The organism is Tomitella biformata AHU 1821, from assembly GCF_000524475.1.
Classification (GTDB): Bacteria; Actinomycetota; Actinomycetes; order Mycobacteriales; family Mycobacteriaceae; genus Tomitella; species Tomitella biformata.
The window spans coordinates 181764-201977 of sequence record NZ_BAVQ01000043.1; the positions used below are offsets into that span (position 1 = coordinate 181764).

The 20214-nt window shown below is 68.1% G+C and carries 21 protein-coding genes; 8 read left to right on the forward strand and 13 right to left on the reverse strand.

Features of this window, described 5'->3' with window-relative positions; translation table 11 throughout:
* Positions 1–36 precede the first annotated feature (36 nt).
* Positions 37–1284, reverse strand: coding sequence for a cytochrome P450 (locus tag TBIF_RS14620; protein ID WP_024795523.1), 1248 nt, complete (start codon positions 1282–1284; stop codon positions 37–39).
* Positions 1285–1496: 212 nt separating this feature from the next.
* Here TBIF_RS14620 and TBIF_RS14625 point away from each other — a divergent pair, with 212 nt between their 5' ends.
* Positions 1497–2660, forward strand: a complete 1164-nt coding sequence (locus TBIF_RS14625; protein ID WP_024795524.1) for a steroid 3-ketoacyl-CoA thiolase — start codon at positions 1497–1499, stop codon at positions 2658–2660.
* A 25-nt stretch (positions 2661–2685) separates the two neighbouring features.
* Positions 2686–3342 carry a GNAT family N-acetyltransferase gene (locus TBIF_RS14630; protein WP_024795525.1) on the forward strand — a complete coding sequence of 219 codons (657 nt, stop codon included), beginning with the start codon at positions 2686–2688 and terminating at the stop codon, positions 3340–3342.
* Positions 3343–3390: 48 nt separating this feature from the next.
* Here TBIF_RS14630 and TBIF_RS14635 read toward each other — a convergent pair whose 3' ends face one another.
* Together TBIF_RS14635 and TBIF_RS14640 are read right to left on the reverse strand one after the other, a co-directional pair.
* Positions 3391–4032, reverse strand: coding sequence for an O-methyltransferase (locus tag TBIF_RS14635; protein ID WP_024795526.1), 642 nt, complete (start codon positions 4030–4032; stop codon positions 3391–3393).
* Positions 4033–4098: 66 nt separating this feature from the next.
* Positions 4099–5016: an SDR family oxidoreductase gene (locus TBIF_RS14640; protein ID WP_024795527.1), complete on the reverse strand. Its 918-nt coding sequence runs from the start codon at positions 5014–5016 to the stop codon at positions 4099–4101.
* Between the two features lie 104 nt (positions 5017–5120).
* Between TBIF_RS14640 and echA20 the strand changes: the two genes are divergently transcribed.
* From echA20 to TBIF_RS14660, 4 genes are read left to right on the forward strand one after another with little or no spacing between them, the layout of a single operon-like run.
* Positions 5121–5900, forward strand: a complete 780-nt coding sequence (gene echA20 / locus TBIF_RS14645; RefSeq protein WP_024795528.1) for a (7aS)-7a-methyl-1,5-dioxo-2,3,5,6,7,7a-hexahydro-1H-indene-carboxyl-CoA hydrolase — start codon at positions 5121–5123, stop codon at positions 5898–5900.
* A complete protein-coding gene (locus tag TBIF_RS14650) occupies positions 5900–6790 on the forward strand; it encodes a CoA transferase subunit A (RefSeq protein WP_024795529.1) in 891 nt (296 codons plus the stop codon). Before echA20 ends, TBIF_RS14650 begins: the two co-directional genes overlap by 1 nt.
* On the forward strand, positions 6787–7536 hold the full coding sequence (locus TBIF_RS14655; RefSeq protein ID WP_024795530.1) for a CoA-transferase subunit beta: 750 nt from the start codon (positions 6787–6789) through the stop codon (positions 7534–7536). The genes TBIF_RS14650 and TBIF_RS14655 overlap by 4 nt, the downstream gene beginning before the upstream one ends.
* The gene (locus tag TBIF_RS14660; RefSeq protein WP_024795531.1) at positions 7533–8606 is read left to right on the forward strand and encodes an NAD(P)H-dependent flavin oxidoreductase; all 1074 of its coding nucleotides are present in this window, start codon (positions 7533–7535) and stop codon (positions 8604–8606) included. The genes TBIF_RS14655 and TBIF_RS14660 overlap by 4 nt, the downstream gene beginning before the upstream one ends.
* A 102-nt stretch (positions 8607–8708) precedes the next feature.
* Here TBIF_RS14660 and TBIF_RS14665 read toward each other — a convergent pair whose 3' ends face one another.
* Positions 8709–8981, reverse strand: a complete 273-nt coding sequence (locus tag TBIF_RS14665; RefSeq protein WP_024795532.1) for a DUF2277 domain-containing protein — start codon at positions 8979–8981, stop codon at positions 8709–8711.
* A gap of 74 nt (positions 8982–9055) precedes the next feature.
* On the opposite strand from TBIF_RS14665, the gene TBIF_RS14670 reads away from it, so the two are divergent.
* Positions 9056–10069, forward strand: coding sequence for an iron-siderophore ABC transporter substrate-binding protein (locus tag TBIF_RS14670; RefSeq protein WP_038171251.1), 1014 nt, complete (start codon positions 9056–9058; stop codon positions 10067–10069).
* Between the two features lie 277 nt (positions 10070–10346).
* On the opposite strand, the gene TBIF_RS14675 is transcribed toward TBIF_RS14670, so the two are convergent.
* From TBIF_RS14675 to TBIF_RS14700, 6 genes are all read right to left on the reverse strand, one after another.
* Positions 10347–11087 carry an ABC transporter ATP-binding protein gene (locus TBIF_RS14675; protein ID WP_038171253.1) on the reverse strand — a complete coding sequence of 247 codons (741 nt, stop codon included), beginning with the start codon at positions 11085–11087 and terminating at the stop codon, positions 10347–10349.
* On the reverse strand, positions 11087–12886 hold the full coding sequence (locus tag TBIF_RS14680; protein WP_024795535.1) for a branched-chain amino acid ABC transporter ATP-binding protein/permease: 1800 nt from the start codon (positions 12884–12886) through the stop codon (positions 11087–11089). The genes TBIF_RS14675 and TBIF_RS14680 overlap by 1 nt, the downstream gene beginning before the upstream one ends.
* A gap of 2 nt (positions 12887–12888) precedes the next feature.
* A complete protein-coding gene (locus TBIF_RS14685; RefSeq protein WP_024795536.1) occupies positions 12889–13746 on the reverse strand; it encodes a branched-chain amino acid ABC transporter permease in 858 nt (285 codons plus the stop codon).
* 2 nt (positions 13747–13748) lie between these two features.
* Positions 13749–14966 carry an ABC transporter substrate-binding protein gene (locus tag TBIF_RS14690; protein ID WP_024795537.1) on the reverse strand — a complete coding sequence of 406 codons (1218 nt, stop codon included), beginning with the start codon at positions 14964–14966 and terminating at the stop codon, positions 13749–13751.
* A 258-nt stretch (positions 14967–15224) separates the two neighbouring features.
* Positions 15225–16031 (reverse strand): SDR family NAD(P)-dependent oxidoreductase, encoded by an 807-nt coding sequence (locus tag TBIF_RS14695; RefSeq protein WP_024795538.1) that lies wholly within the window; start codon positions 16029–16031, stop codon positions 15225–15227.
* On the reverse strand, positions 16031–16942 hold the full coding sequence (locus TBIF_RS14700; RefSeq protein ID WP_024795539.1) for an NAD-dependent epimerase/dehydratase family protein: 912 nt from the start codon (positions 16940–16942) through the stop codon (positions 16031–16033). Before TBIF_RS14700 ends, TBIF_RS14695 begins: the two co-directional genes overlap by 1 nt.
* A gap of 199 nt (positions 16943–17141) precedes the next feature.
* Here TBIF_RS14700 and TBIF_RS14705 point away from each other — a divergent pair, with 199 nt between their 5' ends.
* Positions 17142–17810, forward strand: a complete 669-nt coding sequence (locus tag TBIF_RS14705; protein WP_024795540.1) for a TetR/AcrR family transcriptional regulator — start codon at positions 17142–17144, stop codon at positions 17808–17810.
* Here TBIF_RS14705 and TBIF_RS14710 read toward each other — a convergent pair.
* From TBIF_RS14710 to TBIF_RS14720, 3 genes are all read right to left on the reverse strand, one after another.
* On the reverse strand, positions 17807–18295 hold the full coding sequence (locus tag TBIF_RS14710; protein WP_024795541.1) for a nuclear transport factor 2 family protein: 489 nt from the start codon (positions 18293–18295) through the stop codon (positions 17807–17809). The genes TBIF_RS14705 and TBIF_RS14710 overlap by 4 nt on opposite strands.
* A 115-nt stretch (positions 18296–18410) precedes the next feature.
* Complete coding sequence (locus TBIF_RS14715; protein ID WP_024795542.1) at positions 18411–19559, reverse strand: acetyl-CoA C-acetyltransferase; 1149 nt, start codon at positions 19557–19559, stop codon at positions 18411–18413.
* A 17-nt stretch (positions 19560–19576) separates the two neighbouring features.
* On the reverse strand, positions 19577–20191 hold the full coding sequence (locus TBIF_RS14720) for a TetR/AcrR family transcriptional regulator (protein WP_304941179.1): 615 nt from the start codon (positions 20189–20191) through the stop codon (positions 19577–19579).
* Between the last annotated feature and the right edge of the window lie 23 nt (positions 20192–20214).

Below are 20214 nucleotides of genomic sequence, written 5' to 3' on the forward strand. Positions count from 1 at the left end.
GCCCGCGAATGCGGTCCCTCCCCAGGTTCTTAGCCGCTAGTGCGCCACCGGGCACTTGCCCGTGTAGTCGACCTGCAGCTCCTTGATGCCGTTGAGCCAGCCGGAGCGCAGACGATCCGGGTCGCCGAGGCGCTTGATGTCCGGCATCACGTCGGCGATCGCGTTGAAGATCAGGTTGATCTCCAGGCGGGCGAGGTGCGTGCCGATGCAGAAGTGCGCGCCGGTGCCGCCGAAGCCCAGGTGCAGGCTCGGGTCGCGGGTGATGTCGAACTTGTGGGGCTCGTCAAAGACGGCCTCGTCGAAGTTGCCGGAGGTGTAGAACATGCCCACCCGGTCGCCCTTCTTGATCTCTTTGCCGCCGAGGACGGTATCCCGGGTGGCGGTGCGCTGGAACGCGGCGACGGGGGTGGCCCAGCGGACGATCTCGTCGGCCGTCGTGTCGGGGCGCTCCTTGCGGTAGAGCTCCCACTGGTCCGGGTTCTCCATGAACGCGAGGATGCCGTGGCTGATCGCGTTGCGCGTGGTCTCGTTGCCTGCGACGGCGAGCAGGATCACGAAGAACCCGAACTCCTCGGAGCTCAGGCCCTCGCCGTCGATGTCCGCCTCGAGCAGCTTGGTGACGATGTCGTTGGCCGGGCACGCCTTGCGCTCCTCGGCCAGCGCGTACGCGTAGCCGAGGATCTCGGTGGAGGCGACGAGCGCGTCCTGGTCGGTGTCCGGGTCGTCGTAGCCCATCATGTCGTTGGACCAGTCGAAGAGCTTGCCGCGGTCCTCCTGCGGCACGCCGATCAGCTCGGCGATCGCCTGCAGGGGCAGCTCCGAGGCGACCTGGGTGACGAAGTCGCCCGTCTCGCCGGCGTAGGCCTCTTCGACGATCTTCTGCGCGCGCTCGGCCAGCGCACTGCGCAGGCCGGCGATCACGCGGGGGGTGAAGCCGCGGGCGATGATGCCGCGCAGCTTGGTGTGCTCGGGGGCGTCCTTATTCAGCAAGATGAAGCGCTGCAGCTCGACGTTCTCCCGCGGGATGTCGTTGGCGAAGCGGATGATCGCGGTGTTCTCCCAGGACGAGTACAGCTCGGAGTCGCGGGAGACCTCCTTGATGAGCTCGTGGCTGGAGACCACCCAGTAGCCCTCGTCGGCGAAACCACCCACGGTCGGGGGCTGCTCGCACCACCACACGGGTTCGGTGCGGCGGAGCTCGGCGAACTCAGCATGCGGCGCGCCACTGAGCGCGATATCCGGATCGGTGGGGTCGAAACCCTTAGGAAGATTGGGTTGTGACACGTCTCTTCTCCTGCCTCGGCTGACTGTCGTTTATGGCGCGTCCGGACGGCGTAGCCTTCAGGTTGCCCGTCCATATTGGAACACGTTCTAGGTTCATTGAATCACAACACCCCCCACCACGGAAGACCCACCGAGACCCCCGCTTGCCCACATCTCGAACCTGTTCTAACTTGCAGGGATTACCAATAAGCGAATCGTTGAAAGGACCCACCATGGGAAATCCCGTGATCGTCGAGGCTGGCCGCACCCCCATTGGCAAGCGCGGCGGCTGGCTGTCGGGGCTGCACGCCGCTGAGCTTCTCGGCGTCGCCCAGACCGGTGTCCTCGAGCGCGCCGGCATCGATCCGATGCTGGTCAACCAGGTCGCGGGCGGCTGTGTCACGCAGGTCGGCGCCCAGGGCAACAACATCACCCGCACCGCCTGGCTGCACGCGGGCCTGCCGTGGCAGACCGGTGCCCAGACCATCGACTGCCAGTGCGGGTCCAGCCAGCAGGCAAACCACCTCATCGCGGGCCTGATCACCGCCGGCGCCATCGACGTGGGCATGGCCTGCGGCATCGAGATGATGAGCCAGGTTCCCCTCGGAGCGAACGTCGGCACGCACGCCGGCCCCCGTCGCCCCGCCTCCTGGAGCGTCGATCTGCCGGACCAGTTCGGCTCCGTTGAGCGCATCGCGAAGCGCCGCGGCATCACCCGTGAGCAGCTCGACGAGCTCGGCGTGCGCAGCCAGCGCCTCGCCGCGGCCGCCTGGGCCGCGGGCCACTACGACCGCGAGATCATCCCCGTCGTCGCGCCGGTGCTCGACGCGGACCGCAACATCACCGCCGAGACCGCGACGATCACCCGCGACCAGGGCCTGCGCGAGACCACCCTTGAGGGCCTGGCCAAGCTCAAGCCCGTCGTCGAGGGCGCCGTGCACACCGCCGGCACCGCCTCGCAGATCTCCGACGGCGCGGCCGCCGTGCTGATCATGGACGAGGACAAGGCGAAGGCCCTGGGACTCAAGCCCCGCGCGCGCATCGTCTCGCAGTGCCTCGTGGGCGCCGAGCCCGAGTACCACCTCGACGGCCCGGTCCAGGCCACCCAGCGCCTCCTGGACCTGTCCGGCATGAAGATGTCCGATTTCGACCTGTTCGAGGTCAACGAGGCCTTCGGCGCCGTGCTGCTGTCGTGGGTCAGCCAGCACAACCCGGACATGGACAAGGTCAACCCCAACGGCGGCGCGCTCGCTATCGGCCACCCGGTCGGCTCCACCGGCTCGCGCCTGATCACCTCCGCGCTGCACGAGCTCGAGCGCACCGACGGTTCGACCGCCCTGATCACGATGTGCGCCGGCGGCGCACTCGCCACCGGTACCATCATCGAGAGAATCTAATTCGACTACGGGGAGTGTGCGGCAGATGTCTTCACCGGAATTGACCCTTGAGCGACGGGCCCTGCTCGACAGCCTCGTGCAGGCGCTGGGCCGTCGCCACGAGGTCCTCGACGCGATCACCGGCGGCACCGACCGCGGCGACGCCGCGGCGGCTATCCAGCGGTTGCTCGATATCCCTGAGGCCCACGCCGAGGCCGTGCTGAACCTGCAGCTCTGGCGGCTCAATCGCCAGGACCTGCGACGCATGCAGCAGGAGCTTGAGGACGCGAACAGCGCCCTCGAGTGGATCGGCCCCGGCGACCGCGAGGTGCGCCTGCGCCCCTTCGCGGCCCGCGACGTGGACCGCACCTTGTTCCGCGACCGTGCCACCGAGCCCCGCCCGGACGGCTCTACGCTGTACGCGGACGAGCGGGTCGACGCGGAGATCGAAGCCGGCCTGGGCCGCATCGATGAGGAGGCGGCCGCCTGGTTCGTGGCGGAGGATCCCCAGGAGGACGGCAAGGCCGTGGGCCTGGTCATCGGCGAGCTTGTGAACGGCGAGGTCGAGGTCCGGCTGTGGATCTGCCGGGACTGTCGCGCCCAGGGCTTCGGCACGACCGCGCTCAAGCAGGTGCGCAGTGAACTGGCCGCGTACTTCCCAGGTGTGAACCTGGTGGTCCGCACCCAGATCGGCCGCGGCTAGACAGAAAGAAGTAGGGGCAGCCCGGCTGGGCTGCCCCTACTTTTATGTTCAGACCCGGCAGGACAGCTCCATGCTGTCGTCCGCCTTGGACGGGAAGTTCACGCTGACATAGCCCCTAGCGGGCTCGCGGACGCGCTCGAGGTAGGGCTGCGCACCGGCATGGCTGGCGTTGTCGGCGATCACCAGCGCGCCGCTGGGCAGCCGCGGCTCGAGGATCTCCAGCACCGGGAGGTAGAGCTCCTTCCAGCCGTCGAGCAGGACCAGCCCGACTGGGCCGGGCAGCGCGGCCAAGGTCTCCAGCGCGTCGCCCGCCAAGACCTCGATGACGTCGGCCAGGCCCGCCTCAGCGAACGTCGCCGTCGCCGCAGCGATCTTCGCGGCGCTCATCTCGGTGGTGACCACCCGGCCGACGCCGTTGTCCCGGACCGCGGCGGCCAGGTGCAGGGTGGAGATCCCGAAGGACATCCCAAACTCGACGACGATCTCGGGGCGCGTCGCCCGGACGAGGGAGTAGAGCATCCGACCGGCCACGGGGTCGATCGGCATATACACCTCGGCCATCGCGTCGGCGCGCTCCTGGGCGCTCGCGTCCGGGCCGGGCCGCTGGGCGGGCCGCGGTGTCGCCGCGGCACGCGCATAGAGGTCCGCGATGAGGGGCGAGACGGGGCCCGAGTCAAGAGTGTTAGCCATGCCTAACAACGTATACGAGAACCTCGAAGGGGAGCTCGGCTGAGCTCCCCTTCGCGCGGAATGCGACTAGCGCGCGCCGTACACCGGGATCGGCGTGTTGGACGCCTCAAGCAGCGCGGGCACCACGGCGCCGAGCTCCGCCGGCTCCCAGCGCGCGCCCTTGTCCTTCACGGCGCCGCGGCTCCAGCCCTCCGCGACGGTGATCTTGCCGCCCTCGATCTCGAAGATCCGGCCGGTGACGGAGCCCGCCTCGACGCTGCCGAGCCAGACGACCAGCGGGGAGATGTTCTCCGGCGCCATCGCGTCGAACTCACCCTCCTTGGCCGTCATGGCCTCCGCCATCTCGCCACCGGCGCCCATGGTCATCCGAGTGCGGGCCGAGGGGGCGATCGCGTTGGCAGTGACCCCGTAACTCGCCATCTCGGCCGCGGCCTGGATGGTCAGCTCGGCGATACCGGCCTTGGCGGCGGCGTAGTTGCCCTGGCCGATGCTGCCCTGCAGACCCGCACCGGAGGTGGTGTTGATGATGCGGGCCTCGCGGGCGCGGCCGGCCTTGGACTCCGCGCGCCAGTAGGCGGCGGCGTGGCGCAGCGGGGCGAAGTGGCCCTTGAGGTGCACGCGGGTGACCGCGTCCCACTCCTGCTCGCTCATGCCCACGAGCATGCGGTCACGCAGGAAGCCCGCGTTGTTGACCAGCACGTCGAGGCCGCCGAAAGTCTCGACGGCCTGCTTGACCAGGTTCTCCGCGCCAGCCCAGTCCGCGACGTCGTCGCCGTTGACGACGGCCTCGCCGCCGGCGGCCTTGATCTCGGCCACGACCTGCTCCGCGGGGTGCTCGCCCACGTCCGAGCCGTCGGCGCCGGCGCCGAGGTCGTTCACGACGACCTTCGCGCCCTCGGCCGCGTAGGCCAGCGCGTGCTCGCGCCCGATGCCACGTCCCGCACCCGTGATGATGACGACGCGTCCCTCGACCAATCCGCTCACTGCACTGCTCCTGTCGTAGAAATGATCACAGCCATACCGGCTCCTAATGTGATAACTTACCAAGCAATTGCTTGGTTTGGTAAACAACGTTAGGAAGATCCCCCATGGGCATCACCACCTCTTCGAACGGGAGCGGCATCACGACCGTGACCGTCGACTACCCGCCAGTCAACGCGCTGCCTTCGGCCGCCTGGTTCGAGCTGGCCGACGTCATCCTGGCCGCGGGCGCGGACCTGGACACGCACGTCGTGATCCTGCGGGCCGAGGGCCGCGGCTTCAACGCGGGCGTCGACATCAAGGAGATGCAGGCCACCGAGGGCTATGACGCGCTGATCGCCGCCAACCGCGGCTGCGCCGCCGCGTTCGCCGCGGTCTACGACTGCCCCGTGCCCGTCGTCGCGGCTGTCAACGGGTTCTGCGTCGGCGGCGGGATTGGCCTCGTCGGCAACGCGGACGTCATTGTCGCCTCCGACGACGCGATCTTCGGCCTGCCCGAGGTGGACCGCGGCGCGCTCGGCGCAGCCACGCACCTCGCCCGCCTGGTCCCCCAGCACATGATGCGCACCCTGTACTTCAGCGCCCAGAACATCAGCGCACAGAAGCTGCAGCAGTTCGGCTCCGTGTGGGACGTCGTCCCGCGCGAGCAGCTGGACCAGGCCGCCATCGACATCGCCGAGAAGATCGCCGCCAAGGACACGCGGGTCATCCGCGCGGCCAAAGAGGCCATCAACGGCATCGATCCGATCGACGTCAAGACCAGCTACCGCCTGGAGCAGGGCTTCACGTTCGAGCTGAACCTGGCTGGCGTTGCCGACGAGCACCGCGACGAGTTCGTGGCCTCCGGCAAGCCGAAGTCCAACACCATCAAGGGAGAGAGCAAGTAATGGCCGAAATGCGCGATAAGCGCCGTTCACTCGATGAGGCAGTCGCCGGCATCGAGAGCGGGATGACCATCGGTATCGGCGGCTGGGGCGGACGACGCAAGCCCCTCGCCCTCGTCCGCGCACTCATGCGCACCGACGTGACCGACCTGACCGTCGTCGGCTACCTCGGCGCCGACCTGGGCCTGCTGATCTCCGCGGGCAAGGTCAAGCGCGCCTACTACGGCTTCGTGTCCCTGGACTCGGCGCCGTTCTACGATCCCTGGTTCGCCAAGGCCCGCCTCGCCGGGACCCTCGAGTCCCGCGAGATGGACGAGGGCATGGTCAAGGCCGGCCTGCAGGCCGCCGCCGCACGCCTCCCGTTCCAGCCCATCCGCGGCGGCCTCGGCTCCGACGCGCAGACCGTCTGGGGCGACGAGCTCAAGACCGTCGCATCTCCGTACCCGGACGCCGACGGCCGCATCGAGTCCGTCATCGCGATGCCCGCGCTGAACCTCGACGCCGCCCTGGTCCACCTGGACCTGGCCGACGCCCACGGCAACGCCGCCTACACCGGCATCGACCCGTACTTCGACGACCTGTTCTGCCTCGCGGCGCAGCAGCGCATCGTCAGCGCGGAGAAGATCGTGAGCACCGAGGAGCTCGTCGCGGCCGTGCCGCGCCAGGCGCTGATCCTCAACCGCTCGATGGTCGACTCCGTCTCGGCGGCCCCCAACGGCGCGCACTTCACGTTCGCCGGCGGCTACAAGCGCGACGAGAAGTTTCAGCGCCACTACGCCGAGTCCGCCAAGACCGACGAGGGCTGGCAGGCATTCACCGACACGTACCTGTCCGGCGGCGAGGCCGGCTACCAGGCCGCAGTGCAGAAGTTCGCAGAGGAGAACCAGTCATGAGTGAGATTACCCGCGCGGAGTACTGCGCCATCGCGTGCGCCGACATGTTCGCCGACGACGCCGACAAGTTCGCGTCCCCCATGGCGACGCTGCCGCTGATCGGCGCCCGCCTGGCCAAGCTCACCACGGTCCCGGACCTGATCATCACCGACGGCGAGGCCCTGATCCTGGCCGATGCCCCCGCACTCGGCGCCACCGCCGCCATCGAGGGCTACATCCCGTTCTCGAAGGTCTTCGACGTCGTCGCACAGGGCCGTCGCCACGTGGTGATGGGTGCCAACCAGCTGGACAGCCGCGGCAACCAGAACCTCGCCGCGTTCGGCCCCCTGGACAAGCCCACGCGCCAGATGTTCGGTCTGCGCGGCGCACCCGGCAACTCCATCAACCACGCCACCAGCTACTTCGTGGGCAAGCACTCCACCCGCGTGTTCACCGAGAAGGTCGACGTCGTGTGCGGCGTTGGCTATGACAAGGTGGACCCGGAGAACCCGGCGTTCCGCTTCCTCAAGAACTACCAGGTGATCTCCAACCTGGGCGTGTTCGACTACGAGGGCCCCGGCCAGACGATGCGCGCCGTGTCCCTGCACCCAGGCGTGACCGCCGAGCAGGTCCGCGAGAACACGTCGTTCGAGATCGCCGGGCTCGACGAGGCCGCCGTCACGCGCGAGCCCACCGCCGAGGAGCTGCGCCTGATCCGCGACGTCATCGACCCCCGCAACGCGCGTGACCGCGAGGTCTCTCTGTGACCGGGAAGCTCTCCACCCCGTTCACCGAGCTGGTCGGCGTCGAGCATCCGATCGTCCAAACCGGCATGGGCTGGGTCTCCGGCCCCGCGCTGACCTCGGCGACCGCCAACGCGGGCGGCCTCGGCATCCTGGCCTCGGCCACGATGACGTACGAGGAGCTCGAGCAGGCGATCATCAAGACGAAGCAGCAGACGGACAAGCCGTTCGGCGTCAACATGCGCGCCGACGCGTCCGACGCCAAGGCTCGGGCCGAGCTGTTGATCCGCGAGGGCGTGAAGGTCGCCTCGTTCGCGCTGGCGCCGAAGAAGGAGCTGATCGCACAGCTCAAGGACAACGGCGTCGTCGTCATCCCATCGATCGGCGCGGCCAAGCACGCGGTGAAGGTGTCCTCCTGGGGCGCCGATGCCGTCATCGTGCAGGGCGGCGAGGGCGGCGGGCACACCGGACCGGTGGCCACCACCCTGCTGCTGCCGAGCGTGCTCGACGCGCTGGGCCCGAACGGGATCCCCGTCGTCGCGGCCGGCGGCTTCTTCGACGGCCGCGGCCTGGCGGCGGCCCTGTCCTATGGCGCCGCGGGCGTCGCGATGGGCACCCGCTTCCTCCTGACCTCCGACAGCTCCGTGCCGGACTCCGTCAAGCAGGAATACCTCAGCCGGGGCCTGCAGGACACGACGGTCTCCCGCAAGGTCGACGGCATGCCGCACCGCGTGCTCAACACCGAGCTGGTGAACGCGCTCGAGGGCTCCAACGGGGCCCGCGGGCTCGCGGCAGCGGTCTCCAACGCCGTGAAGTTCAAGGCGATGACCGGCATGAAGTGGTCCACCATCGCGCGCGACGGCCTGGCCATGAAGAAGGCCGGCGACCGCACGTGGCAGCAGATCATCATGGCCGCGAACACGCCGATGCTGCTCAAGGCCGGACTGGTCGAGGGCAACACCCACGCCGGCGTCCTGGCCTCGGGCCAGGTCGTGGGCATGATCGAGGACCTGCCCAGCTGCCAGGACCTGATCGAACGCATCGTGCTCGAGGCCTGCGAGCGCATCGACGCGCTCGCCGCTCTCCGCAAGTAGAACCGCACAGATAGAAGGCCGGCCGGGATCCATTCCCGGCCGGCCTTTTTCTCATCTCGACGGTCCCGCGGGACCGTAAATCACCCCGCGGCCGGGCGTGTCTTAGTCACTGCGTGCGGCGATCCGGGCCCGAACCTCGGGCCGGCGCAGCGGCGGGACGGTCGGCGGCGGCTGCCGCCGTGCGGGCAGCACGGCGAGCAAGCGCGTGGTCGTCGCGGTGACCTCGGCGACCGCGGTCTCGAAGGCCTCACGGTTGGCGTCGGAGAGCTTCGCGATCCCGCTGACCTTGCGGACGTATTGCCTTGACGCGGCCTCGATCTCCTCCGCGGTGGCGGCCGGCTCGAGCCCGCGGAGCTCGGTGATGTTTCGGCACATGACTCGACCCTAGTCCCGGTCTGGCTGCGAAGCCCGGAAACCATTCAGTTAGGCTAGCCTGGCCTAATTCTCGAATGAGCGGAGATATCGTGCGGAAATCCACCAAGGCCCTGGTCGCGGCCGTCGCAACCCTATCTATGTTGGCGGCGGGCTGCTCGTCGGCCACGGGCGACGACACCGCTGCGGCGGTCGGCGGCGATTCCGTCATTGAGCACCAGTACGGCTCCACCGAGGTCCCCCCGAACCCGCAGCGCGTCGTCGCGCTGGGCCTCGGCGACATCGACACGATCCTGGCGCTCGGCGTCACGCCCATCACTGTCTCCCCCTGGGGCTCGGGCTCAATCGTCAACGAGGCCGGCGTCGGCCCGTGGGCCGAGGACGCGCTCGGCGACGCCCGGCCGACGGTCATCGACACGGGGAGCGACGGGGTCGGCTCCGCAATCGTCGAGCAGGTCGCCGCAGCCCAGCCGGACCTGATCATCGCAGTCAACAACGTCGTGGACCGCAACGCCTACGAGCAGCTCTCGCAGATCGCGCCCACCGTGGTGCGGCCCGCCGACTATGCAGACTGGTCCGTGCCGTGGGAGGTCAGCACCCAGATGATCGGCGACGCGATCGGCAAGGGTGAGCAGGCCACGAAACTGATCGCGCAGACGACGGATCTGTTCACGCAGGCCCGCGCCCAGAACCCGGAATTCTCCACGCGCACCGGCGCCGTAATGCTGATGAACGCCACCGGCGGCTACTACGTCTACGGCCCGGGCGATGGCCGCGGCCAGACCCTCGCCTCGCTCGGCTTCACCCTGCCCGTGGACGTCGAGTCCCTCATCGCCGATGGCAAGTTCTACGCCGACATCTCCGCCGAGAACGCGGAGCTGCTCAACGTCGACACGCTGGTGGTCCTCGACTACGACGACGCCCAGGCCAAGCTCGCCGCGGACCCACTGTTCCAGGCCCTCGACGTGGTCCGCGACGGCCGCGTCGTCTACGTGGACCAGCCCCTGGGCAGCGCGATGTCGATGCCGAACGCGCTAAGCATCCCCTTCGCGCTCGACCAGCTGGTGCCGCAGCTCGCAGCGGCGAAATAGCCTCTGCCAACTGACAGCGAATTGGCCAGGCCCCCGTGTGCGCGGAGACCTGGCCAATTCCTGTTGCCTCTGGGCTAGTGGTACTACCCCTCGTGTAAGTCGCGGTCGAACTACGGCAGGGGCTCTCCGTCCCCGGAGCGCGGCGGCTTGTCCTGGGGCAGCCCGCCGTCCAAGGACTCGCGCAGTCACTCCACGAACAGCCGCTTGATGTCCTCGATGTCGAGGCACTGCTCCGCCACTGATACTTCCAACTCGACCAGTGTCGACTATTCCCGATTCATTTGACTGTGGCCATGTCGGCGCGGCCCAGGTAGGCCTCACGCAGACCCACCCGATCCGTAATCTCCGCGACCGGCTTATCCATCACAACCCTGCCCATGTCGATCACCGTCATGTGATCGGCCACCGACAACGCCGTGTCGACCTCCTGCTCCACCAACAGCACCGCGAGGCCGCTCTGCTTGAGCAGCTCCACCTGCCGCATCACGTCCTTGACGATCACCGGGGCGAGTCCGCCGGACGGCTCGTCGAGGAGCAGCACCCGCGGCTTCGACATCAGCGCCTGCCCGATCGCCAGCATCTGTTGCTGGCCACCCGACATCGCCCCCGCGAGCAGGGTCTTGCGCTCCGCCAGCATCGGGAACATGTCGTAGACCTCGTGGAGCGCGGCGGCCTGCCTCTTCTTGGAGAACCGCTGCGAGAAGCCGCCGAGGATCAGATTCTGGTCCACCGTCTGCTCCCGGAAGACCTTCTTGCCCTCCTGGACATACGCCAGGCCCGCGCCGACGCGCTTGTGCGCGGGCATCGACGTGATGTCGCTGCCCTCGAGGATGATCTTCCCAGCCGTGGCCTTGTTCAGCCCCGAGATCGCGCGCAGGGTCGTGGACTTGCCTGCACCGTTGCGGCCCAGCAGCGCGGTGATCTTGCCCGGCCACACCTGCACGCTCACGTCCGTGACGACGCGGATGTCGCCGTAGCCTGCAGCCACGTGCTCAACCGTCAATCCTGTTGCGCCCATTAGGAGCTCACCTCTTCCACACTGATCCCCAGGTACTCGGTGAGTACCCGCGGGTTCGTCTCGATCTCGTCCGGGGTACCTTCGGCGATGACCTGGCCCTGCGCCAGCACGTAGATCACGTCCGAGAGCTTGAGCACCAGGTCGAAGTTGTGCTCGACCAGCACCACGGTGGAGCCGGCCGCGCGGATCTGGCGCACCAGCTCCGCCAGCCGCACGATCTCGTGCTCGTCGAGCCCCGAGGCGATCTCGTCGAGCAGCAGCAGCCCGGGCCGGGCCACCACGGCGCGCGCCAGCTCGAGGAGTCGGCGGTTGCCGAGCGGCAGGTCCGATGCCTTCTCGTGGGCCTGCTCCGCGAGGCCCACCAGCTCGAGCACGCGCATCGCCTCGAAGTGGTCCTCGTGCTTGACCTTCCAGTACTTCGGCAGCCGCAGGATCGACGCCAGCATCGAGACCCGGTCCGTGGTGTAGCGGCCGGTCTGCACAGCCTCGAGGACCGTGATCTCCTCCGGGATGTTCGGGGTCTGGAACGTGCGGGCCACCCCGCGCCGCGCCACGGCGTCCGAGGTGAGCGTCTGCAGCTCTCCGTCGCCGAGGCGGATCACGCCGGCGTCGGAGCGGTAGAACCCGCCGATCATGTTCATCAGCGTCGTCTTGCCGGAGCCGTTGGGCCCGATCAGCGCGGTGATCTGCCCCGGCAGCGCCGTCAGCTCGACCCCGTTGAGCGCCTTGTTGCCGCCGAACGACTTCTCCAGTCCGCTGACCACAAGCTTCTCGCCGGCAATCGCCTGCTCCGGCAACGCATCTCCCGGCCGCGCCGTGGGCGTCGGCGGCGCCCAGCCCGCCATGCGGTCGAGCTTCGCGATGCCGAGCTTCGCGTACTTCGCGAGGCCGCCGCTGAGCAGCACGCCGCCGACGATCAGGAAGATGCCGTAGAAGATCAGGGCGTAGTCCTGAAACTCGGTGGACTGGTTGGGCCCGAACTGCATGATCAGCGCACCGGCGAACGCGCCGTACACGCTGGCGGAGCCGCCGAGGATGCTCGCTGCGAGGACCGTCATCGCAATGGTGAAGCTGAAGGACAGCGGCGAGATATACAGGTCGAGGTTCGCGAACAGCGCGCCCGCCAGCCCGGCCGGGATCGCGCCAATCGCGAAGGCGGTCAGCTTCATTCGGTACACGGAGATGCCCTGCGCCGACGCGAGGATGGGGCTCTGCTTGAGTGTGCGGAACGCGACGCCGTGCCGGGAGACCACGAGGTTCCGGAACACCGCGAACCACGCGATCATGACCACGACGACGACGATGTAGAACGCCTCGGTGCTGATGGTGCCGCCGAACAGGGTGGCCGGGACCATGCCCGTGAGGCCGTTCTGCCCGCCGGTCTGCACGCTGAAGATCGAGAGCACGTCCGGGATCAGGAGCACTAGGAAGAACGAGGTCATCGCGAGCGACCAGCTGCCCAGCCTAAGTGCGGGGATGCCGGTGACCACGCCGACGACGAGCGCGACGGCGGAGGCCACGATGATCTGCAGGAACAGGTCGGTGTGCCCGTGCACGGACATCAGCCCCGCGACGTAGGCGCCGGCCGCGTACATCGCGGCTTGGCCCATCGCCAGCTCACCGGCGTAGCCGAGGCTGAGGTTCAAACCGCTGACCACCAGCGCCAGGATGCAGGCGAGCTGCAAGTTTCGCGTCGTGCCGTAGTCCAGCCCGAGCATGGGCAGGAAGATCAGGAGAACACCGAGCGCCAGTGGGAACACCCAGCTGGGGATCCGGCGGATTACCAACCACATACCCATGGTCAGACCACCCTTTCTGTGACTTTGCCGAATAGGCCCGCGGGGCGGAGCATGAGGATGCCGATCAACACCACGAACACCGAGATGTTGCTGTACTGCGAACCGAGCTGATAGGTCGCGAACGCCTCGATCAATCCGACCGAGAGTCCCCCGATCAACGCGCCATAGAGCGAGCCGAATCCGCCGATGGCTAGCGCCACAAAGCCTTTCAGCGCCAATGACGTGCCGAGGGTGGCAACGGCGAACGTTTTCGGGCCCACCAGCAGGCCGAGCAGGCCCGCGATCGCGCCCGAGGCGACGAACGCCATGAACATGAACTTGCGGACGTTGATGCCCTTGAGCTTCGCCGCCTCCTCGTCCTGCGAGAGCCCGATCAGCGCCAGGCCGTAGCGGCTCATCTTCGTGAACCGGGACAGCACCACCACCAGCACGACTGCGCTGAGCAACAGCACGATCTCCGCCGGGTAGGTGCGGCCGCCGAGGATCTCGACGACGTTATTGGAGGCGAAGAAGGGCACGTCGAGGGGATCGCGGCCCCAGAGCAGCTGGGTGACGCCGTCGAGCAGGACCGAGACGCCGAGGGTGGTGACCAGCAGCGACCGGTGGTCCTTGACCGGGCGGACCGCGAGGACCTCCTCGAGGCCCGCGATGATCATCACCACCAAGGCGGCGAGCACCGCGACGACGAGCACCGGGAGCTCGAGCGTCACCAGCCCCGTGTACGCGACGAACGTGCCCATCATCATCAACTGCGCGTGCGCGAAGTTGAAGGACTTCGAGGAGATGTAGACGATGTTGTACCCGATCGCCACCAGTGCGTAAACCGCGCCGAGCGCGAGACCTGACCACACTAGAGTCATAGTTACGCTCCCCCGGCCGCAGGATTGCCGAATTGGCCGTTGAGCAATAGCGACGGCGAGATGTACGTGAACGTCGCCGAGTCCGGGCTGGAACTGTGGTCGGTGGCGCTGTAGTTCGGCACGGGGACCATCGCCGTCTCGGCGCTCTCCTGCACCTGCGGGTCCTCGATGGCCTCGACGAGCTCCTCGAGGTTGGTATTGCCAGCCTTCGCCGCGGCTGCCGCAACCATCGGGATGGCATCGAAGGACTGGGCGACGATCAGCGTGGACTCGATCTTGCCGAGGTCGGCCATTGTCGCGACCGCGTTGTTGACCAGGACGTTGTCCGCGTCGAACGAGGTGGACTGGAAGACCTGCATGATCACGTTCTCCGCCTCCTTCACGCCAAGGAAGCCGGCGGGGGCGGGCGTGGCGATCGAGGACGTGCCGGCGATGGAGTTGTTGCCGATCAGCGGCACCTCCCAGCCGAGGCGCTCAAGACTCTTGAGCAGGTAGCCCAAGGGCGCGCCGTAGGCGTCGACAATGAGCGCCTTCGCGCCGGAGTTCTTCAGCGACTGCAGCTGCGCGGTCATGTCCAGCGCCGCCGTGTCGTACTCCTGGCTCTGGGCAACCTTGACCTTGACGGCTTCCAGCGCGGATACCATCTCCGCACCGAACAGCTCGCCATAGGAACTGCTTCCGTGGATAACGCCGACGTCCTGCAGGCCCTCGCCGGCGACATACTCCGCGATGCCTGCGGCGTAGGTCGCCGCACTCGGCGAGATATCGAAGTTGTAGGGCGCAGACTCAGGATTCGAGCCGTTATCGGTGGGGCTCATCGAGAACGAGAGGATCTTGTTCCGCGTCAAGATCGGCACTGTCGCCGCCGCGATCGTCGACGCGCCGGTGTTGATGTAGAGGTCCGGATGGCTCTTACCGGCCGCAATCTCCCACAGCTTCGAGACCGCGATGGTGGGGTCGCCGCCGTCGTCGAGCACGGTCACCCTCACCTGGCGGCCATCGATGCCGCCGTCCTTCTCGTTGACGATCTGCGCGCTGGCCTGCACCGCCAGGACGGAGGTCTTCGCGTTCTTCGCCAACTGGTCCGGCCCGCTGACCGCCGCCGCGACATAGACGTTGAACGTGTCATCCGAGACGCCGTCGGACCCACCGGCGCAACCCCCGAGGGTCAAGCTCGCGACGCCCACGAGGGCGACCGCAGGCAACTTCCACTTCTTCACCGTGACTCCATTCATTCCGTCCGGCGGGCCGCACTGGCCCAGGTACGGCCAAGGACGGTGACAGTCGTCACCCACCGGCAATGGCCGAGAGCAAAGCTATACCCGAAGCAAGCGCTCGGTCAAACCCAAGCGAGCGCTTGGCGAATGGGTCATGCGAGAGGTGGTAAAGGCACAAGAAGGCACCCCGAATCTCGCCTCAACTCGCACTCTCGCGAGTGGAGTTTCTGCAGATCGGAGCGCCTTCTCAGGTGATTCGCACTAGGGGTTGAGCGGGCGGTTGGTCCAGCTCCCGTCCGGGCGCGCGAACCAGCCGCCCGCGGCGTGGCTGCCGCCGTCCACGTGCACCGTCGTGCCGGTGACGAAACGGGACAACTCCGACGCGAGGAACAGTGCGGGGCCCGCCACGTCCGCCGGCTGCCCGGGGCCGCCAAGCGGCGCCCACTGGGGCCAGCGGTGCCGATCCTCTTCCGCGACGAGCCGCTCGTACGGGACCTGCGGGGTCTCGACGAGGTCGGGGGCGATGGCGTTGACCCGGATACCGTGGCGCCCCACCTCGAGCCCCAGGCTGCGGGTGAAGTGCCGCACCGCCGCCTTATAGGTGGAGTACACCACGTGGCCGGGGATGCCGCGGTGCGCCTCGACGGTGGTCAGGTTGATGATGGACCCGCCCCGCCCGCGCTCGATCATCCCGGGCAGCACCGCGTGGGTCACGCGCAGGACGTGGCCGAGGTTGACCTCCCCGATGCCCTGCCATTCGCCGGCGTCCGCGTCGGCGAAATTGAGTGGCGGCCTGACGAAGTCGCCGACGTTGTTCACCAGGATGTCCGCCTGGTGCTCCGCGAGGCGCAGCGCCACGTCACGGTCGGTGACGTCGGCGACGACTGCCGTCACGCCCGGGACCTCGCGCGCCAGGGCCGCCGCGGCGGCCGCGTCCACGTCGACCAGCACCACCTTCGCCTCGTGCGCGGCGAACAGCCTGGTGATTGCCGCCCCGATCCCGTTGGCGCCGCCGGTGACGATCGCCGTCCGGCCCGCGAGAAGCGGCCCGGACATCTCGGTGGTCATCAGGCTCCGGCCCTGGTCAGCGCCACCATCTCGGTGATCGCCCGGGGCGCGTCGCCCTGCGTGTAGCCGAGCGCCGCTGTCTCGGCCGGGTCCGTCTCATAGGAGATGGTGTTGCCGCGGCCCTGCACGATGAAGGGGTCCGGGAGCATCGGATGCGCCTCGTCGCGCTCGACGAGCGTGATGGAGCTGCCCGCGGCGTCGAAGATCATCTGGAAGTACTCGCGGAACGCGAGGTTCGCGTCGCCCAGCAGGTATGCCGTGCCGGTCTCGGCGTTGTCCAGCGCGCCCCGGACGGACTCGGCGAGCGAGCGTACCGACATGTAGTTGGTGCCACCCGCGGGGGTGAAGTTCGGGATCTCAGGCATCGTGCCGTCGGCCCACGCGAGGAATCGCCCGATGCGGGCCATGGAGGGGCCGGGGGTGACGCCCAGGATATTCGGCGCGTTGAGTGTGGAGACCGTGAACTGGTGATCGCCCAGATCGCGGGCCCGCTCGTCGGCCAGCGCGCGGGCGCGGACGTAGTCGTTGGTCTCGACCAGCCCGGGCAGGATCTGGTGGTAGTAGCTGCCGATCTGGACGAAGTTCGGGACGCCGGCCTCCTTGGCCAGTGCGGCGAAGCGGGGCACGCCGCCGATCTGCATCTTCTCCCAGAACTCGGCCCTGTCGGCGTCTGCGGGGATGTGGCGGATGTCGTTGCCGGCCGCGAAGACGATGCCCTCGAACGGGGCGAGGTCCGCGGCGGTGAAGCCGCCCTCGCTGTAGTCGCCCAGCAGGACGGGGAACTCGCTGGCGACCGTGCCGCTCGCCGGCGCGGTGCGCGCGGCCACCGTCACGTCGTCCCCCCGCTCGCGCAGTACGGCCGCGATCTCCGTGCCGATCATGCCCGTGCCACCGATGATCAGTGTCTTCATATCTCTCCTCAGCTTGGCCATGGTGACTGGCCTGGGCAATCAAGCATTTGCTTGATTGTGACGTGGCAAGTGTCACAAGCCTGTGCGGTCTTGTCAATCAGTAGGTCCATTGTCCGCAGGCCAGTAGGATTACCCCTGGCTGCGCTAGAGTCAGCAGGAATCTAGCGCTTGCTAGATCTCTGGAACAGAGAGGCACACCGTGGGACTGTCCCGGCGCGACGAGATCCTGCTGCACGCCGCGAGGCTATTCAGCGAGAAGGGGGTCGCGGCGACGACGGTCCGCGACATCGCGGAGGAGGTCGGCATACTCTCCGGCAGCCTGTACCACTACTTCGCCGCCAAAGACTCGATCGCCTATGCCATCGTGATCGCGTTCATCGACGACCTCAACGCGAAGTACGAGCGCGCCAAGGTCGCGGGCGAGTCCGCGCGGGAGCGACTGGACCGGATGGTCGCCGCGTCGTTCGAGGCCGCCATCGCCCACCCCTACGCGACGGAGATCTACCAGAACGAGGGGCTGGCCGCGTTGGGCGGGGACGTCGAGCGCATGCGGACGGCGGTCGAGGTGTCGAACCGACACTGGGCGGGCGCCGTGGCCCAGGGCGTCTCCGGTGGGGAGCTACGGGCAGACGTGGACGCCGCGCAGTTCCACCGCATGCTGCGCGAGTCAGTGTGGACGACGGTGCGATTCAATCGCGTGTCGCTCCCCGAGCTCGCGGACCAGCTGCGCCGTGACACCATCGCGGTCTTCCTCGACGGGTTCACGGCGCGAGCCGACGCCCCGGACCCCGAGGATCCGCTGGCCAAGCTCCAGCACGATGTGGTGGAGCTGCAGCGGATGCTCACGGAGTTACGCGACCGGGCCTAGGTCCGGACGCCCGCGGCGAACACTCCGCGGCCCTCCTCGCCGCCGTCGAGCACCCGGCTCTTGCGCACCTGCACGCGCCAGCCCTCCGCGGTGCGCACGAACTCCCACCGGTTCGCAGTGACGCGGCTGATGTTGTAGCCCTTGCCGTCCTTGCGCTGGAAGATCAGCTGGGTGTGGGTGGTGCCGACGGCGGTGTCGCCGTCCACGACGATGTAGGCGGGGCTCATCACATGCCCACAGCCATTGTGGATATACCCCTGATGCGCGTCGGACAACACCATCGCGTGGATCTCGGCACGGCTGTTCATCGCCCCGGTGTCCACGTCGTAGACGCCATCCTCGGTCCAGCGGGCAGCGACCTCGGGCGCGGAGCCGCTATCGACGGCGGGTCCGTAGCTGTACATGAGGGCCTGGATCTCGTTGTGGTCCTCGAGCAGGCGCAACCGGGTCTCAAGCGCGGAAAATCGGGCTTCGATGTCTGTCATGAAATCGATTAGACCGCAGAGTCCGAATCCGCAGGCCCGCTGTCTCACCGGTCGGTAAACGAACAACGGGCAGGCACCGTCGAACCTGGTGCCTGCCCGTTGCGGTCTGCGTGTGTCAGAGGCGCTCGATGATGGTCACGTTCGCCGTGCCGCCGCCCTCGCACATGGTCTGCAGTCCGTAGCGGCCGCCAGTGCGCTCGAGCTCGCACAGCATCGTGGCAAACAGCTTCGCGCCGGTGGCGCCCAGCGGGTGGCCCAGGGCGATGCCGCCGCCGTTGGGGTTTACCCGCGCGGGGTCGGCGCCGGTCTCCTTGAGCCAGGAGATGACGACGGGCGCAAAGGCCTCGTTGATCTCGACGACGTCGATGTCGTCGATCGTCAAGCCGGCCTTCTTCAGGGCATACTCGGTGGCCGGGATCGGAGCCGACAGCATGAAGATGGGGTCGGCGCCGCGCACGCTCATGTGGTGGATGCGCGCGCGGGGCTTGAGGTTGAACTTCTCGACGGCCGCGGCCGAGGCGATCAGCGTGGCGGAGGCCGCGTCGCAGATCTGGCTGGCGACGGCCGCGGTCAGGCGGCTGCCCTCCTGCAGGACCTTGAGCGAGGCCATCTTCTCCAGCGAGCTCTCACGCGGGCCCTGGTCGGTGGTGAAGTCGCCGACCGGGACGATCTCGCGGTCGAAGCGGCCCTCGGCGATGGCGGTGAACGCGCGGGTGTGGCTCTCGAGCGCGAACTTCTCCATGTCCTCGCGGGAGATGTCCCACTTCTCGGCGATCATGTCGGCGCCGCGGAACTGCGAGACCTCCTGGTCGCCGTAACGCGCACGCCAGCCCTCGGAGCCGGAGAACGGGTCATCGAAGCCGAACTCCTTGCCAGCGATCATCGCGGCGGAGATCGGGATCTGGCTCATGTTCTGCACGCCGCCGGCGACGATCAGGTCGGCGGTGCCGCTCATGATCGCCTGCGCGCCGAAGTGAATGGCCTGCTGCGAGGAGCCGCACTGGCGGTCGACGGTGGTCCCGGGGACCTCCTCCGGCATGCCGGCGGCGAGCCACGCGGTGCGCGCGATGTTGCCGGCCTGGCCGCCGATGGCGTCGACGCAGCCGAAGATGACGTCATCGACCTGCGCCGCGTCGATGCCGGTGCGCTCGACAATCGCCTTGATGACATGCGCGCCCATATCAGCGGGGTGCATATTCGCCAGCGCTCCGCCGCGCTTGCCTGCGGGGGTGCGGATGGCGTCGATGATGTATGCCTCTGGCATGGCCTTCTCCTAAAGTCTTAGCTGTCGGCTGAGATGCCGTCGAGCACGATGGACAGGTATTCGTTGGCGATGGTGTCGATGGCGCGAGGCCCACCTGGCCGGTACCACCGCACCGCGACCCACACGGTGTCGCGGATGAAGCGGTAGGCGATCTCGACGTCGAGGCCCTCGCGGAAGCTGCCGTCCTCCGCGCCCTCATGGAGCACCGTCAGCCAGAGATGGCGGAACTCCCGGTTGCGGTCGGCGAGGTAGTCGAAGCGCGGCAGCGTCGCCAGGCGCTTGGCCTCGTCCTGGTAGATGGCGACGGCCGAGTGCCAGTTGTCGATGGACTCGAAGGAGACGCGCACCAACGCCTCGAGCGTCGCGCGCGAGTCCTCCCCCGCGGCCACGATCTCGCGGTATCGACCGAACAGCGCGTCGAGAAAGCCACGCAGGATCTCGTCGACGATGGACTCTTTCGAGTCGAAGTGGTGGTAGAGGCTGCCAGAGAGGATGCCTGCGGCGTCCGCGATGTCCCGGACCGTCGTCGCGCGCAGGCCCCGTTCCGCGAAAAGCGCAGCCGCGATGCCGAGCAGCTCCGCTCGGCGCTCAGACTTCGACGAGTCCGCTTTCCCCACCTGATCGACAGTCACCCACCCATGATAGCAACCAAGCG

What these genes read in the sequence shown, in the direction of transcription:
- TBIF_RS14630 (WP_024795525.1), top strand. Translation starts at nt 2,686, where the DNA reads ATGTCTTCACCGGAATTGACCCTTGAGCGACGGGCCCTGCTCGACAGC.
- TBIF_RS14625 (WP_024795524.1), top strand. Translation starts at nt 1,497, where the DNA reads ATGGGAAATCCCGTGATCGTCGAGGCTGGCCGCACCCCCATTGGCAAG.
- TBIF_RS14635 (WP_024795526.1), bottom strand. Translation starts at nt 4,032, where the DNA reads ATGGCTAACACTCTTGACTCGGGCCCCGTCTCGCCCCTCATCGCGGAC.
- TBIF_RS14680 (WP_024795535.1), bottom strand. Translation starts at nt 12,886, where the DNA reads ATGGGTATGTGGTTGGTAATCCGCCGGATCCCCAGCTGGGTGTTCCCA.
- TBIF_RS14700 (WP_024795539.1), bottom strand. Translation starts at nt 16,942, where the DNA reads ATGAAGACACTGATCATCGGTGGCACGGGCATGATCGGCACGGAGATC.
- echA20 (WP_024795528.1), top strand. Translation starts at nt 5,121, where the DNA reads ATGGGCATCACCACCTCTTCGAACGGGAGCGGCATCACGACCGTGACC.
- TBIF_RS14665 (WP_024795532.1), bottom strand. Translation starts at nt 8,981, where the DNA reads ATGTGCCGAAACATCACCGAGCTCCGCGGGCTCGAGCCGGCCGCCACC.
- TBIF_RS14685 (WP_024795536.1), bottom strand. Translation starts at nt 13,746, where the DNA reads ATGACTCTAGTGTGGTCAGGTCTCGCGCTCGGCGCGGTTTACGCACTG.
- TBIF_RS14710 (WP_024795541.1), bottom strand. Translation starts at nt 18,295, where the DNA reads ATGACAGACATCGAAGCCCGATTTTCCGCGCTTGAGACCCGGTTGCGC.
- TBIF_RS14675 (WP_038171253.1), bottom strand. Translation starts at nt 11,087, where the DNA reads ATGGGCGCAACAGGATTGACGGTTGAGCACGTGGCTGCAGGCTACGGC.
- TBIF_RS14715 (WP_024795542.1), bottom strand. Translation starts at nt 19,559, where the DNA reads ATGCCAGAGGCATACATCATCGACGCCATCCGCACCCCCGCAGGCAAG.
- TBIF_RS14670 (WP_038171251.1), top strand. Translation starts at nt 9,056, where the DNA reads ATGAGCGGAGATATCGTGCGGAAATCCACCAAGGCCCTGGTCGCGGCC.
- TBIF_RS14650 (WP_024795529.1), top strand. Translation starts at nt 5,900, where the DNA reads ATGGCCGAAATGCGCGATAAGCGCCGTTCACTCGATGAGGCAGTCGCC.
- TBIF_RS14695 (WP_024795538.1), bottom strand. Translation starts at nt 16,031, where the DNA reads ATGACCACCGAGATGTCCGGGCCGCTTCTCGCGGGCCGGACGGCGATC.
- TBIF_RS14655 (WP_024795530.1), top strand. Translation starts at nt 6,787, where the DNA reads ATGAGTGAGATTACCCGCGCGGAGTACTGCGCCATCGCGTGCGCCGAC.